The organism is uncultured Sphaerotilus sp., assembly GCF_963924895.1.
Lineage (GTDB): Bacteria > Pseudomonadota > Gammaproteobacteria > Burkholderiales > Burkholderiaceae_C > Sphaerotilus.
Window position 1 is genome coordinate 1 of sequence record NZ_CAWURG010000037.1, and the last position, 13,674, is coordinate 13,674.

Below are 13,674 nucleotides of genomic sequence, written 5' to 3' on the forward strand. Positions count from 1 at the left end.
CCTGTACCGCAAGCACGAGGGCGCGCTGGGGATCGCCCAGCGGGCGCGCAAGAAAGGCCGGGTCCGCGCAATCCACGCCAAGATCGCCAACACGCGCAAGGACGCGATGCACAAGTTCAGCACCGGGCTGGTCGAGCGCAACGCGGCGATCTTCGTCGGCAACGTGCAGGCCTGTGCGATGGTGAAGACCAGGATGGCGAAGTCCACGTTGGACGCCGGATGGTCAATGCTGAAGACGATGCTGGAATACAAGAGCCATCAGGCCGGCATCGTGTTCGAAGAGGTGAACGAAGCCTACACAACCCAGACCTGTTCGAGCTGCGGGGTCATTCCCGCCAGCAGTCCGAAAGGTAGGACAGGTCTGCGAATGAGGCGATGGACTTGCTGCGAGTGCGGCGCGGAACACCACCGCGACGTGAACGCAGCCAAGAACATCGCCGCGCGCGGGCATGCGCGTCTCGCAGGAGGAATCCCCGTCCTTTAGGGCGGGGAGGATGTCAACACGCCAATGCTTTGGGACTGGTGGCCGCGGCCGGTCTGAATCCGGCCGGATATTCAGGATCTGGATTTATTCAGACGACCTGAATGTATTTTTTGAATATGCGCAAAACACAATCCCTCGAATGAGGGGGTGGCGCATACCAAGCCAGATACATCAACGAGTGAATACCGGCCGCAAGGCCGCAGGCCGACGCCATGCAGGTGCCGGCGACGGCGGCGGCGGACGGAACCAGATGCTCTTGGGACGGCCCGTGGCGGTGCGGCTGTAGATGGCGTCGCCGTGGGCTTCCTGCTTGTGTGCCAGCAGGAGGTTGGAGAGGATCTTGCGCTGACACATGCTGCAGGTGATCGAGCGGCTGCCTAGCATGCCCGGGGCCACTGGTGGCACCTTGCCCAGCTTGCGACGGATGGCAATGGAAGGTTTGGAGGAGAGTTCCCCCCCCGCATTTGGGGGGTGTTCGATGCGTGACATGAATTTATTGTTGTAGTAGGCATGAATTAGTTTTCATGCCCGGGTTAGGTCAAGGCTGGGTATTGCCATCTGTCAAGGCAATACTGCGGTTTGACCTGCATCGTATCTCCCCCAATTGAAGGGCGTGAATAGTACCCAAAGGTGAATTTGATAAATTCGGCAACTATTGGCAATCCGCGGTACCGCGGCGGACTCAGCCGGTGTGTGATTCCACCCACTGTGCGATCTGCCCCGCGCTCATCGCGCCGCTCTGGCGCGCCACTTCGCGGCCCCCGCGCAGCAGCACCATCGTCGGGATGCTGCGGATCGCGTACTGGCTGGACGCGGCCGGGCTGTCGTCGCTGTTGACCTTGGCGAAGAGCACGCGGCCCTTGAGTTGCGCCGCGGCGGCCTGGAACTGCGGCGCCATCTGGCGGCACGGTCCGCACCACTGGGCCCAGAAGTCGACCACCACCGGCAGTTCGGTCTTGGCCGCGACGGTGGCCAGGGACTGGTCGTTCAGCTCGACCGGGTGACCGTCCAGCACCGGCTTGCCGCAGCGGCCGCAGGTGGGGTCGTCGCGCAGGCGCTCGTCGGGAACGCGGTTGACGGCCAGGCAATGGGGGCAGGCGATGTGCATGGTGGGAGTCCTTGGCAGCGGTGAACGCAGTGGATACGGGTTGGTGTATGCCGACTGCAGGTTGTGCCGGGGCAGCCGCTTTCAAGGCCGGTAGCGCCGAGCAGGGCCGAGCAGGGCCGGGCAGGGCGGACGCCGATGGCGGCGCTCTGTTCCAATCGTTTGCACCTGTGGACCGACCGGAGTGCCGCCGATGATTGCCTTGAGAGGATTCGCCCTGCTGCTGCTGTGCCAGGCGCTGGGGGATGTGCTGACCCGGGGGCTCGGGCTGCTGGTGCCGGGGCCGGTGACGGGCTTGCTGCTGCTGTTCGCGGCGCTGTTCTGGGCGCCGCTGCGCGCACCGGTCGAGGCGGCCGCGACGACGCTGCTGGGGCATCTGTCGCTGCTGTTCGTGCCGGTGGGGGTGGGCATCATCGTCCACCTCGGGCTGCTGGCGCGCTATGGGGTGGCGCTGATGGCGACGATCCTGGTGTCGACGGCGGTCGGCATCGCGGTGACCGGCTGGGTGCTGGACGTGCTGCTGCGCCACACGGCCGCCGGCGACCACGCCGGACCAGGAGACGCGCATGAATGAGGTGGTGCAACTCTGGGTGTATCTGGCGGCGAGCCCGCTGTTCGGTCTGACGGCGACGCTGGTGACCTACGTCGCCGCACACGCGCTGTCGCAGCGGCTGGGCGGCACGCCGTGGGCCAATCCGGTGCTGGGTTCGGTGGTGCTGCTGGGCACGGTGCTGTGGATGACGGGCACGCCGTATGCCACCTACTTTGCCGGTGCGCAGTTCGTGCACGTGCTGCTGGGGCCGGCGGTGGTGGCGATGGGCTGGCCACTGTGGCAGCGCCGCCACGCACTGCGCCGGCGCGGGGTGGCGCTGGTGCTGGCCGCGCTGGCGGGCGGCACGGCCTCGGCGGCGAGTGCCGTGGGGATCGGCTACCTGCTGGGGCTGGACGGCGAGGTGCTGCGCTCGCTGGCGCCCAAGTCGGTGACGGCGCCGGTGGCGATGGGCATCTCCGAGCGGCTGGGCGGGGTGCCGGCCCTGACCGCGGCCTTCGTGCTGATCACCGGGGTCGCCGGGGCGCTGATGGGCAAGTCCGTGCTGGATGCGCTGGGGCTGCGCGACTGGGCGGTGCGCGGTTTTGCGCTGGGCAGTGCCGCCCATGGCATCGGCGCCGCCCGGGCGATGCAGGTCCACCCGGAAGCGGGCGCCTATGCCGGGCTGGCGCTGAGCCTGCAGGCGCTGCTGTCCTCGGTGCTTATGCCGCTGGCCGTGCCGTGGCTGCTGCGCTGGTGGGGCTGACGCCGGACCGGCGTGGCGGCTTAGAGCGGCAGTTCGGTGTAGAAGCGCCCGCCGTGGAAGATCAGCGGCGAGGCGTCGGCCCGGTAGCGGCACTGCTCGACCTCGCCGACGAAGATGACGTGGTCGCCTTCCTCGTAGCGGCTGCGGTTGTGGCATTCGAGCACCGCCGCAGCGCCCTCCAGCAGCGGCACGCCGCCGACGCCAGGGCGCCAGTCGAGGCCGGCGAAGCGGTCCGCGCCGCGGGTGGCGAAGCGTTCGGCCAGCTCCCGCTGCTCGGCGGCGAGGATGTGGATGGCGTAGTGCGACCCGGTGGCAAACGCCGCCATCGACCCGGCCTGCAGCGACAGGCTCCACAGCACCAGCGGCGGTGTCAGCGAGACGGAGTTGAAGGAATTGGCCGTGAGCCCCACCGGGGTGCCGTCGGCGGCCCGGGCGGTGACGATGGTGACACCGGTGGCGAACAGGCCGAGCGCTGCGCGGAAATCCTGTCGGGTGAAGGGGGAGGCTTGCATGGCGGGCATTGTCAGCGATTACCCGCAGTCCTGTGGCCGCAGGAAGCGATGCCCGCCTTCTAGAATCCGGCCCCATGTCCAGCCCCGCTTCCGCTTCCCTGCCGCCCGCCCGTCCGTCCGGTGCCGCCTCTGCCACCCAGTGGCGGCTGCGCTGGTGGCGTCTGCTGGCGGTGCTGGTGCTGGGCTTCGCCTCGGGGCTGCCGCTGGCGCTCACGGGGCAGGCGATGCAGGCCTGGCTCAGCCTGGAGGGCGTGGATGTGGCGACGATCGGCTTCCTGAGCCTGGTCGGGCTGCCGTATACCTTCAAGTTCCTCTGGGCGCCGCTGATGGACCGGTTCGATCCGCCTTTCCTCGGGCGGCGGCGCGGCTGGCTGGTGCTGACGCAGCTCGCGCTGGCGGGCGTGCTGATGCTGATGGCGGACACCTCGCCGAAGACCTCCATGCAGCTGTTCGCGCTGCTGGCGGTGGCGGTGGCCTTTCTGTCGGCCTCGCAGGACGTCGTGATCGACGCCTACCGCACCGACGTGCTGCCGGCCGCCGAGCGCGGGCTGGGCTCGTCGATGGCGGTGCTGGGCTACCGGCTGGCGATGATCCTGTCGGGCGGTGTGGCGCTGATCTGGACCGATCCGGCCAATGTGATCGCTGGCGCCGCCGCCGGGACCGGCACCGGCTGGACCTGGCCCGAGGTCTACCGGCTGATGGCCGCGCTGATGGTGGGCGCGGCGGTGGTGTCGGCGCTGGCCATGCCGCGGCTGAAGGGGATGGTGCAGCCCGAGAGCGTGGCGCGCAACGACCTGATCGGCTTCGCGGCGGTGCTGGTGGCGGTCGCGGCGGGCTATGTGCTGACGGACAAGGTGCTGGGGTCGGTGGCGAGCGCGCTGCTGCAGCCCGTGCTGGAGCACACCACGCTGCCGGCGCCGCTGCGCCAGCGCTGGGTGGATCTGCTGGGCCTCGTGCTGGGCATCGGCGTCACGCTGCCGCTAGCGGCGTGGGCGGCGCGCAAGGCGCGTTTCGACACGCTGCTGGGCGGGCTGCAGAGCTATTTCAGCCAGCCGGGGGCGTGGGCTTTCCTCGGTTTCATCGTGCTCTACAAGCTGGGCGACGCCTTCGCCGGCTCGCTGATGACGCCCTTCCTGCTGAAGGCGATGGCCTATGGCTCGGCCGAGGTCGGCGTGGTCAACAAGGTGCTCGGCCTGTGGCTGACGATCGGCGGCGCGCTGCTGGGCGGGGCGTTGATGATCCGGCTCGGGCTGTGGCGGGCGCTGCTGCTGTTCGGCGTGCTGCAGATGCTGAGCAACATCGGCTTCTGGTGGCTGGCGGTCAACGGCAAGGGCGTGCTGCCGGGGCTGACGGTGCCGGCCTTCGACTGGGGCTTCCTGCACCTGGCACAGGCGACACCGGTCGACGGCGGCCTGCTGATGGTGATCGCCTTCGAGAACCTCTCCAGCGGCATGGGCACAGCGGCCTTTGTCGCCTTCCTGATGAGCCTGACCAGCCAGCGCTTCTCGGCCACGCAGTACGCGCTGCTGTCCGCGTTTGCCTCGGTCGGGCGGGTCTGGGTCGGGCCGCTGGCGGGGGTGCTGGCCGAGTCGATCGGCTGGCCGAGCTTTTTCATCGTGTCCACGTTCGCCGCGTTGCCGGCGTTATGGATGCTCTGGGGCCTGCGCGCGACGGTGCAGGCACTGGAGGTCGATCCGGCCACGGTCGCTCTCGACGACTGAATCTGGCGACTGAATCCGGTCGAATTCTTGTTCAAATTGGGATGCTCTGATGTCTACCACCCTGCACCAGGACCTTGTCGAAGACGCCACCATCACCACCCGCATCGATCTGCACCGGCAGGGCTGCGGTTGTGCGCTGCATGGCCGGCGCCTGTTCACCGGCCTGCTCGCCGGCGCTGCGGCGACCGCGGCGTTTCCGGCCCTGGCCCGCGATGGCGTGGAGGTGGGCGGCAACTCCAAGTTCACCAAGCTGGTGTCGGCCGAGCAGATCGAGTCCGCCGCGCAGCAGCAGTATCTGCAACTGCGCCAGGAGGCCAACGGCAAGCGCGCGCTGGCGCCGGCCAACCATCCGCAGCAGCTGCGCCTGCAGGCCATCGCGGACCGGCTGATCCCCTACACCTACGAGTGGAACCCACGGGCGCGCAACTGGGCCTGGCAGGTCAGCCTGATCGGCAGCAAGGAGCTGAACGCCTTCTGCATGCCGGGTGGCAAGATCGCCTTCTACCTGGGCATCCTGCAGACGCTGCAGCTCACGGACGACGAGGTCGCGATGATCATGGGCCACGAGATGGCCCACGCGCTGCGCGAACACGCCCGCGAGCGCATGGGCAAGCAGACGGCGACCCGCGGTGTCATCGAGCTGGGCGCGGCGATCTTCGGGCTGGGCGGGCTGGCGCGCTCGGCAGCGGACATCGGCGGGCAGCTGCTGACGCTCAAGTACGGCCGTGACGACGAGTCCGAGGCCGATCTGGTCGGGATGGAGCTGGCCGCGCGGGCCGGCTACAACCCGCGCGCCGGGGTGTCGCTGTGGAACAAGATGGCCGAGGCCAGCAAGGGCGCGCCGCCGCAGTTCCTCTCCACCCACCCGTCCAGCAGCACCCGCATCCAGGACATCGAGGCGAATCTGCCGAAGGTCGAGCCGCTCTACGTCCGCGCGCAGCGGCCCCCGCGGGTGTACGGCCCGCCGTCGCTGCGCGGCTCCGAGGGCTGAGGCCCGCCAGCGCCGCGGCTCACCAGCGGTTGGGCAGGGGCTTGAGGATGTGCAGGGCCCGGCCGATGGTGCTCGTGTAGCCGCCGCGCTCCAGGTCCTTGAGCAGGCGGCTGACCATCTCGCGCGAGCAGCCGATGCGGCTGGCGATCTCGGCGTGGGTGACGCGGCTGACGAGGCGGCGCGTGCCGTCCTCCAGCGGTACCGCCTGATCGTCGATCAGCGCGACGAGGCGGCCGTAGCTGTCCATCAGCGCCATGTTGCGGGCATCGCGGGTGGCGGTGCGGGCGCGGGTGATGACCTTGGAGAGCAGCTCGAAGGCGAATTCCGGGTACTGCGCGATGTGTTCGAGCAGCGTCGGTCGGGTGATGACGACGCAGCTGGTCGGCTCGACCGTGATCACGCTGGCTGCGCGTGGACCGCCATCCAGGCTCATCTCGCCGACGAATTCGCCGCTGCCGTAGAGGCCGAAGGTGATCTCGCGGTCGTTCGGACCGATCGAGAAGACCTTGATCCGGCCCGACAGCACGATGTAGAGCGTGTCGCCGAACTCGCCTTCCTGGATCAGGATGACGCCCTTGCGGTAACGGCGCGGCACCGCCCGCCGTGCCAGGGCCAGCAGGGCAGGAGAGAGTTGCAGATCATCCAGGACAGTGTCTGCAGAGGTGGCCGTTCGGGTCGATTTGGGCATCGACCTTGACAATAGGACATGCAGTAAGCAACTGCAATAGCAAAAATCGCCCGTCTGTGCGGTGGTGCATCTTCAGTGCGCCGTGTCGTGACCCAGGACCGACACGATGGGCGGCAGCATCGCCACCTGGCGCACGAGGTCGCGGATGCTGGTGGCCTGCGTCTTCTGGCGCACGCTGGCGATCTGCGTGCGCACGGTGGAGACGGCCACGCCGAAGCGGCGGGCGATGGCGCTCGGGTCGTCGCCGCTGCACAGCGCCGTGAGCACCATGCCTTCCGCGTGGGTGAGGTTGTGCACGCGCGCGAAGTGCTCGACGCTCAGGGCCTCGCAGACCTGCAGCTTGCCGAAGACCAGCAGGATCGCCCCGTCCGTGCGGCCGCCCAGCGGATTGCTCAGCGGCACGATGGCCACCGTTTCCACATGCGGTCCTTCGCCGAGCTTGAGCAGGCTGCGGCGGCCGGAGGCGGCCTGCGTCAGGGCGCGCAGCAGCACCGGTTCGTCGGCGCTGGCACGGGCGTGCAGCTGGCCGTCCTGCAGGCGGCAGGAGCCGTGCTGCGTGGTGCAATGCTGGTGGCCCATCTGGTTGGCCTGCATCAGATAGCCGGCGGCATCGAGGATGAGCAGACCGTAGTCCAGCTCATCCAGGGCACCGGTCAGCATGTGCAGCAGCCATTGGGCGCTGTGGACCTGGGGTGGGGCGCACGGATCGACGCGGGGCCGGTCGAGACGTTCGCGGTTCAGGACGGAAGCGACAGTCAGCATGGCGGTACTCCTGATCGACCCTGTGAATCCCCCCGAACTCACCAGAATCGACCCACTGACGTTATCGCGCTGTCACGCCACTTAAGTCGTGTCCATGCACGCAAGAGGCGTGATCTATTGCCATTTTTGAGGTTACAGGCGTTACCGACTGAATCTGCCCGTCCGGTGGCCCGGTCAGGTGCCGCCGACGTACTGGTTCGTGACCCGTTCCTCGCCGAAGCTGCTCTCCGGGCCGTGGCCGGGGATGAAGACGGTGTCATCGCCCATGGGCCACAGGCGCTGGGTGATGGAGTCGATCAGCGTCTGGTGGTGGCCGCCGGGGAAGTCGGTGCGGCCGATGCTGCCGGCGAAGAGCACGTCGCCGACGAAGGCGCGCTGGATCTCCGGGCTGTGGAAGACCACATGGCCGGGCGTGTGGCCGGGGCAGTGGCGCACGTTCAGCGTGTGGGCGCCGAGCGTCACGGTGTCGCCGTCCTGCAGCCAGCGCGTCGGCGTGAAGGGCTCGGCGGGCGGGAAGCCGAACATCTTGCTCTGCTGCGCGAGGCCGTCGATCCAGAACTGGTCGCCCGGGTGCGGGCCGATGATGGGCAGGCCACGCTCGCGGGCGAGCTGGCCGGTGCCGCCGGCGTGGTCGATGTGGGCGTGGGTCAGCCAGATCTGTTCGAGCTTCAGGCCGCGGCGGTCGATCTCGGCGAGCAGCTTGGGCAGATCGCCGCCTGGATCGATGACGGCGGCCTGCTTCGTTTCGTCGTCCCAGACGATGGAGCAGTTCTGGGCGAAGGCGGTGACGGGGTGGGTGTGGTAGCGCAGCATGGGGGAGATTGTCCACGGGGACCCCGTAGACTGCGTGACCGGGTTGGTCCCGTCTGGAGCATGTCGCTTGAAACTGAAAATGGCCGAGAAGTCCCTGTTCGCGGTCCTGCTGCGCTCACCCTGGTGGATCAGCCTGTGCATCGCCGCGGTCATCGGCCTGGTGGCGGCCGCCGCGCTGCCGCCGGATTTCCGCGTGGCAGGCGCCGTGTCGGGGTTCCCGTTCTTCGTCATCAGCATCATGGCCGCGTACCGCCAGCGGGGCCAGCCCAGCGCGGCCCAGGTGGCGCAGACCCTGCAGACGGTGAGCGCCATGGCGTGGCCCGCCTTCGCCCGCGTCCTGGAAACCGTGTTCCAGCGCGACGGCTACCAGGTGCAGCGCGGCGCGGCGCCGGGCGTGGACTTCGTGCTGGAGCGCCAGGGCCGCACCACGCTGGTGAGCGCGCGCCGCTGGAAAGCCGCGCGCATCGGGCTGGAGCCGCTGCGCGAACTGCAGGCGGCCCGGGAGGCGGCCGATGCGCAGGAGGCGATCTGCATCGCCCTGGGCGAGTTCACCGACAACACCCGTCCCTTTGTTCGCGAACACAAGCTGACCCTGTGGCAAGCGGCCGAGATGGCGAAGGCCCTGCACGGCATCCCGCTGAACCCTTGAATCCTGGGAATCCCATGCGCACGAACCTCCTCCGCTCGGTCGTCGTGATGGCCCTCGGCGTCGTCAGCGCCCCCGGCTTCGCGCAAGCGCCTGCTGCCCCTGCCGCACCGGCGGGCACTGCCGTCGTGGTGCGCGGTCTGACGGACCCGTGGGCGATGGCCTTCCTGCCGGATGGGCGGATGCTCATCACCGAAAAGGCGGGGCAGCTGCGCATCGCCACCGCGGACGGCCGCTTGTCGGCACCGCTGGCCGGCCTGCCCGCGGTGGCGGCGACCGGGCAGTGCGGCTTGCTGGATGTCGTGCTCGACCCGCAGTTCAGCGAGAACCGCCGCCTGTTCTTCACCTTTGCCGAGCCCGGCCCGGGCGGCAACAGCACGGCCGTGGGCAGTGCGCGCCTGGTGGATGACCAACTGCGCGAGGTGCGCACCCTGTTCAGCCAGAAACCCAAGATGGACAGCGGCAGCCACTGCGGCTCGCGCATCGTGATCGACCGCCAGGGCCACTTGCTGGTGGGGCTGGGCGACCGCTTCAGCGGCAAGGACGAGGCGCAGAACCCGGGCAACCACCTCGGCAAGGTGGTGCGCCTCACCACCGAGGGCAGGGCGCCGGCGGACAACCCCTTCGTCGGGCGCGCGGGTGCGGCGCCCGAGGTGTTCAGCCTGGGCCACCGCAACATCCAGGGCGCGGCGCTGCACCCGGTGACGGGAGAGCTGTGGGCCAGCGAACACGGGCCGCAAGGGGGCGACGAAATCAACGTGGTCGAGGCCGGGCGCAACTACGGTTGGCCGCTGGTGACCTACGGCCGCAACTATGGCGTGGGCACGCGCATCGGCGAAACCGGGCCGAAGGCGGGCTTCGAGCAGCCGCTGCACCACTGGGCCCCCACCTCCATCGCGCCCAGCGGCATGGTCTTCCTGAGCAGCGACCGCTACCAGGCCCGCCAGCCCGACTGGAAGGGCAGCCTGTTCATCGGTGCCCTGCGCGGCCAGGCGCTGGTGCGGCTGACGGTGGACGGTCGGCGCGTCACGGCCGAGCAGCGGCTGCTGGAAGGCCAGGCGCGCATCCGCGACGTGCGGCAGGGGCAGGATGGCTGGTTGTACGTGTTGACCGATGGCGCCAACGGGCAGGTCTTGCGCCTGCTGCCATGACACCTCCTGCACGGCCTTGAACCATGGGATTCGCCAGATGACCACACCCCGCACGCTCCTCTGCTTCGGCGACTCCAACACCCACGGCACCCAGCCGATGCGCTCCCGCGACGACGCCCGCCGCCTCGGCCGCGGCGAGCGCTGGCCCGGCGTGCTGCAGGCCGCGCTCGGCCCGGACTGGCACGTCCATCGAGGACGGCCTGCCCGGTCGCACCATCGGCCGTGACGACCCGGTCGAGGGCGCCGACCGCAACGCGATGCGCACCCTGCCGGCCAGCCTGCAGGCGCACCGGCCGCTCGACGTGGTGGTGTTCATGCGCGGCTCGGTGCGGCCATCGCCGACGCGGTGCGTTCACTCGCCGTCGGCTGATCCCGGTCCCCCCAGCCCCCACCACCGCGGCATCAGCCCCTGCACCTGCGCCCCCGCGAACCGGTCGTCGATCAGGTGCACCACGCCGCGGTCCTGCGGCGTGCGGATCACCCGGCCCGCCGCCTGCACCACCTTCTGCACGCCCGGGAACAGGTAGGCGCAGTCGAACCCGCTGCCCGTGTCGCGGCTGACCAGCGTGTCGAGGCGGCGGCGGATCTGCTCGTTGACCGGGTTGACCTGCGGCAGGCCGAGGGTGGCGATGAACGCGCCGATTAGCCGGTCGCCGGGCAGGTCGATGCCTTCCGCGAACGCGCCGCCCAGCACCGCGAAGCCCACGCCGCGCCCGCCCGCCACGAACCGGGCTAGGAAGGCGGCCTGCTCCGGCTCGCTCATGCGCCGCGCCTGCTTCCACACCGGCACGTCCGGGTGCGCCGCCTCGAACGCCACCGCCATCCGGTCGAGGTAGTCGAAGCTGCTGAAGAAGGCGAGGTAGTTGCCCGGCCGCTCGGCGTACTGCGCGGCAATCAGCGCGACGATGGGCGCGACCGAGGCGTCCCGGTGCTGCCAGCGGGTCGAGATGTCGCGGGCGATGTGGATGTCGAGCTGCGCCCGCTCGAAGGGTGAATCCACGTCGATCCACGCGGTGTGGTCCGGCAGACCGAGCAGCTCGCGGTGGAAGGCCGGCGGCTGCAGCGTCGCCGAGAACAGCGTCGCCGTGTGCGCGACCTGCCAGCGCGGCCCGAGGAACGGCGCCGGCACGACATTGCGCAGGCACAGCACCGAGGTCCGCCCGTCCCGCGACGGGGTCAGATCACATAGCGAATGCGCTCCGAACGACTCGGCCAGCTTCGTCAGGTGCAGCGCGTCGAACAGGAAGCCCTGCAGCGCCGCGTCCACGGTGGTCGGGTGGTCGACGAGGTGGTCGATGACGGCGGTGGCGGCCTGCTGGATGGCGGTCATCAGCTCATCCGGCAGCGCGGGCAGCATGCGGTAGGCGTTGTCCTCGCCGTCATTCGACTCGCTGGCGTTCAGCGCTTTCCAGACGCGGTTGAGCTTGTCGAGCGGCTTCTGCAGCGCCTTCGGCACCGTGTGGCGCAGGCCGCGCACGCTGAGCTGGTCGAGTTCACCGGTGTGCATCAGCCGCGCGCGGTCCACGAGGTTGTGCGCCTCGTCGAGCAGCAGCGCCACGCGCCAGCCGTTGATCTGCGTGAGGGCGTGCAGCATGGCGCTCAGGTCGAAGAAGTGGTTGTAGTCGCCGATGACCAGATCAGCCCAGCGCGCCAGCTCCTGCCCGAGGTAGTAGGGACAGACGCCGTGCGCCGCCGCCACCGCACGCACGCCCTCGCGGTGCCAGACCGGAACCGTCAGCGCCGCCTCGCGCGCGGCGGGCAGACGGTCGTAGAAACCCTCCGCCAGCGGGCACGACTCGCCGTGGCACGCCTTGTCCGGGTGCTCGCAGGCCTTCTCGCGCGCCACCAGCTCCAGCGCCCGCAGCGGCAGGTCCGGCTCGGCGCGGCGCAGCGTCGCCACCGCGTCGAGCGCCAGCGCGCGGCCGGAGGTCTTGGCGGTGAGGAAGAACACGCGGTCGATCGGCTGGCCCTGCAGGCCGGGCAGGGCGCGCAGCAGCGGGAACACCGTGCCAATGGTCTTGCCGATGCCGGTGGGCGCCTGCGCCATCAGCGGGCGGCCGGCGCGGGCGACCTTGAACACGGCTTCGGCGAGCGGGCGCTGGCCGGTGCGGAAATCCGAGTGCGGGAAGCGCAGCACGGCCAGCGCGGCGTCGCGGGCGTGGCGGTGCGCGTGTTCGAGCCGCGCCCAGGCGATGTAGGCGTCACAGCGCTGGACGAAGTGCTGGCGCAGCGCCTCGGCGTCCAGCGTCTGCGTGAACACGGTCTCCTGGCGGCTGCCGATGTCGTAGTAGACGAGCGCGAGTTCGAGCTGTTCGAGGCCGTCGCGCTCGCACAGCAGCCAGCCGTAGACCATCGCCTGCGCCCAGTGCAGCGCGCGGTGGTTGGCGGGCTGGCGGGCGAGGGCACCGGCGCCGCGGTGGGTTTTCACCTCTTCCAGCCGGCCCTTGTCCGCGTCGAAACCGTCCGCGCGGCCCCGCACCAGCAGCTCGCCGTGGCGGCCGGACAGCGGGATCTCTTTCTGGTAAGCCGCGCCACGCCGGGCGGCGACCACGGCGTGGCCCTCGATGCCTTCGATGGATGTCGGCGCCGGGGTGAAGCGCACGTCGAGGTCGCCCGCCTTCGCGGTGAACTCGCACAGCGTGCGCACGGCGACGGTCAACGTGGGTGTGTGGGAAGATTCTGGCATGGGGTACGGGTTCAGTACGGCATAATACCGTATCAATAGACTGAACTCTGGAGCCTGACATGGCCGCTGCTGCCGCCCGCTTCGACCTCAAGATGGACGCTGACGAGAAGGCCCTCGTGACCAAGGCTGCTGCATTGATGGGCACCACCATGGCGGGTTTCGTGCGTGCGGCGGCCAAGGAAAAGGCCCAGTCGCTGCTGGAACGCGAGATGCGGCTGACGCTGACCGAGCGCGATTTCAGTGCGTTCGCGCAGGCGCTGGACTCGGCGTTCGCCCCCAACCCCGCACTGCAGGAGGCGCTGGACCAGGTGGGCCGCGAGGTTCGGCGTGCTGGATGATCTGCCGCTGGACACCGCTGTCCATGACCGACAGGGTTTTGCGTGCGGCGTGCCGGCGCTGGACGACTACCTCCACCGCCTGGCGGACCAGCAGCGCCGCCGGGGCGTCACGTCGGTCTACGTGCTGACCGATCCGGCGCAACCCGAGCGCATCCTGGGCTACTACACGCTCAGCGCCGCCGAGGTCGATGTCGTGCGGCTGTCCGACGCGGCGCGCAAGAAGCTGCCGCGTTACCCGGTGCCCAGTTTCCGCATGGGGCGGCTCGCTTGCCGGGCGGATGAGCAGGGGCGCGGTCTTGGTCGGCTGCTGCTGGGCTGCGCCGTCGATCGCTGCCTGAAGGCGCGGCAGCAGGTGGCGGCGTATGCGCTGCTGGTCGATGCCAAGGACGAGGCGGCGAAGTCCTTCTACCTGCGGTTCGGGTTCACGCCGCTGCGGGACGCCGCGTTGACGCTGTACTTGCCGCTTGGCCGGTAGCGCACCG

Annotated in this window: 17 protein-coding genes; 10 read left to right on the plus strand and 7 right to left on the minus strand. The window is 69.6% G+C overall.

Going from position 1 to position 13,674, the window contains the following annotated elements:
• Positions 1 to 484 (plus strand): transposase (locus AABN02_RS13405; RefSeq protein ID WP_338415431.1); only part of this gene is annotated, 484 nt, incomplete at its 5' end.
• A 171-nt stretch (positions 485 to 655) separates the two neighbouring features.
• Here the strand turns inward: AABN02_RS13405 and AABN02_RS13410 are convergent.
• Together AABN02_RS13410 and trxC are read right to left on the minus strand one after the other, a co-directional pair.
• Positions 656 to 973, minus strand: coding sequence for a hypothetical protein (locus tag AABN02_RS13410; RefSeq protein ID WP_338415432.1), 318 nt, complete (start codon positions 971 to 973; stop codon positions 656 to 658).
• A gap of 193 nt (positions 974 to 1,166) precedes the next feature.
• Positions 1,167 to 1,592, minus strand: coding sequence for a thioredoxin TrxC (gene trxC, locus AABN02_RS13415; RefSeq protein ID WP_338415433.1), 426 nt, complete (start codon positions 1,590 to 1,592; stop codon positions 1,167 to 1,169).
• 190 nt (positions 1,593 to 1,782) lie between these two features.
• Here trxC and AABN02_RS13420 point away from each other — a divergent pair, with 190 nt between their 5' ends.
• Positions 1,783 to 2,163: a CidA/LrgA family protein gene (locus tag AABN02_RS13420; RefSeq protein ID WP_338415434.1), complete on the plus strand. Its 381-nt coding sequence runs from the start codon at positions 1,783 to 1,785 to the stop codon at positions 2,161 to 2,163.
• Positions 2,156 to 2,884 (plus strand): LrgB family protein, encoded by a 729-nt coding sequence (locus AABN02_RS13425; RefSeq protein WP_338415435.1) that lies wholly within the window; start codon positions 2,156 to 2,158, stop codon positions 2,882 to 2,884. Before AABN02_RS13420 ends, AABN02_RS13425 begins: the two co-directional genes overlap by 8 nt.
• Before the next feature lie 20 nt (positions 2,885 to 2,904).
• Here the strand turns inward: AABN02_RS13425 and AABN02_RS13430 are convergent, their stop codons facing one another.
• Complete coding sequence (locus AABN02_RS13430; protein ID WP_338415436.1) at positions 2,905 to 3,396, minus strand: flavin reductase family protein; 492 nt, start codon at positions 3,394 to 3,396, stop codon at positions 2,905 to 2,907.
• 74 nt (positions 3,397 to 3,470) lie between these two features.
• On the opposite strand from AABN02_RS13430, the gene AABN02_RS13435 reads away from it, so the two are divergent.
• Both AABN02_RS13435 and AABN02_RS13440 read left to right on the plus strand, forming a co-directional pair.
• A complete protein-coding gene (locus AABN02_RS13435) occupies positions 3,471 to 5,117 on the plus strand; it encodes an MFS transporter (protein ID WP_338415437.1) in 1,647 nt (548 codons plus the stop codon).
• A 49-nt stretch (positions 5,118 to 5,166) separates the two neighbouring features.
• Positions 5,167 to 6,108 carry a M48 family metallopeptidase gene (locus tag AABN02_RS13440; protein WP_338415438.1) on the plus strand — a complete coding sequence of 314 codons (942 nt, stop codon included), beginning with the start codon at positions 5,167 to 5,169 and terminating at the stop codon, positions 6,106 to 6,108.
• A 19-nt stretch (positions 6,109 to 6,127) separates the two neighbouring features.
• Here AABN02_RS13440 and AABN02_RS13445 read toward each other — a convergent pair whose 3' ends face one another.
• From AABN02_RS13445 to AABN02_RS13455, 3 genes are all read right to left on the minus strand, one after another.
• On the minus strand, positions 6,128 to 6,796 hold the full coding sequence (locus AABN02_RS13445) for a Crp/Fnr family transcriptional regulator (RefSeq protein WP_338415439.1): 669 nt from the start codon (positions 6,794 to 6,796) through the stop codon (positions 6,128 to 6,130).
• A 72-nt stretch (positions 6,797 to 6,868) separates the two neighbouring features.
• Entirely contained in the window at positions 6,869 to 7,558 is a 690-nt protein-coding gene (locus AABN02_RS13450) for a LuxR C-terminal-related transcriptional regulator (RefSeq protein WP_338415440.1), read from the minus strand.
• A 174-nt stretch (positions 7,559 to 7,732) separates the two neighbouring features.
• Complete coding sequence (locus AABN02_RS13455) at positions 7,733 to 8,371, minus strand: MBL fold metallo-hydrolase (RefSeq protein WP_338415441.1); 639 nt, start codon at positions 8,369 to 8,371, stop codon at positions 7,733 to 7,735.
• A gap of 67 nt (positions 8,372 to 8,438) precedes the next feature.
• On the opposite strand from AABN02_RS13455, the gene AABN02_RS13460 reads away from it, so the two are divergent.
• The 3 genes from AABN02_RS13460 to AABN02_RS13470 are packed head-to-tail and all read left to right on the plus strand — an operon-like array spanning position 8,439 to position 10,394.
• Entirely contained in the window at positions 8,439 to 9,020 is a 582-nt protein-coding gene (locus AABN02_RS13460; RefSeq protein WP_338415442.1) for a restriction endonuclease, read from the plus strand.
• Positions 9,021 to 9,034: 14 nt separating this feature from the next.
• Positions 9,035 to 10,168, plus strand: a complete 1,134-nt coding sequence (locus tag AABN02_RS13465) for a PQQ-dependent sugar dehydrogenase (protein WP_338415443.1) — start codon at positions 9,035 to 9,037, stop codon at positions 10,166 to 10,168.
• A gap of 16 nt (positions 10,169 to 10,184) precedes the next feature.
• Complete coding sequence (locus AABN02_RS13470; RefSeq protein ID WP_338415444.1) at positions 10,185 to 10,394, plus strand: hypothetical protein; 210 nt, start codon at positions 10,185 to 10,187, stop codon at positions 10,392 to 10,394.
• Between the two features lie 126 nt (positions 10,395 to 10,520).
• On the opposite strand, the gene AABN02_RS13475 is transcribed toward AABN02_RS13470, so the two are convergent.
• Positions 10,521 to 12,854 carry an ATP-dependent DNA helicase gene (locus tag AABN02_RS13475; RefSeq protein ID WP_338415445.1) on the minus strand — a complete coding sequence of 778 codons (2,334 nt, stop codon included), beginning with the start codon at positions 12,852 to 12,854 and terminating at the stop codon, positions 10,521 to 10,523.
• A gap of 59 nt (positions 12,855 to 12,913) precedes the next feature.
• Here AABN02_RS13475 and AABN02_RS13480 point away from each other — a divergent pair, with 59 nt between their 5' ends.
• Both AABN02_RS13480 and AABN02_RS13485 read left to right on the plus strand, forming a co-directional pair.
• The gene (locus tag AABN02_RS13480; RefSeq protein ID WP_338415446.1) at positions 12,914 to 13,192 is read left to right on the plus strand and encodes a DUF1778 domain-containing protein; all 279 of its coding nucleotides are present in this window, start codon (positions 12,914 to 12,916) and stop codon (positions 13,190 to 13,192) included.
• Complete coding sequence (locus tag AABN02_RS13485; RefSeq protein WP_338415447.1) at positions 13,182 to 13,667, plus strand: GNAT family N-acetyltransferase; 486 nt, start codon at positions 13,182 to 13,184, stop codon at positions 13,665 to 13,667. Before AABN02_RS13480 ends, AABN02_RS13485 begins: the two co-directional genes overlap by 11 nt.
• The last annotated feature ends 7 nt before the right edge of the window (positions 13,668 to 13,674 follow it).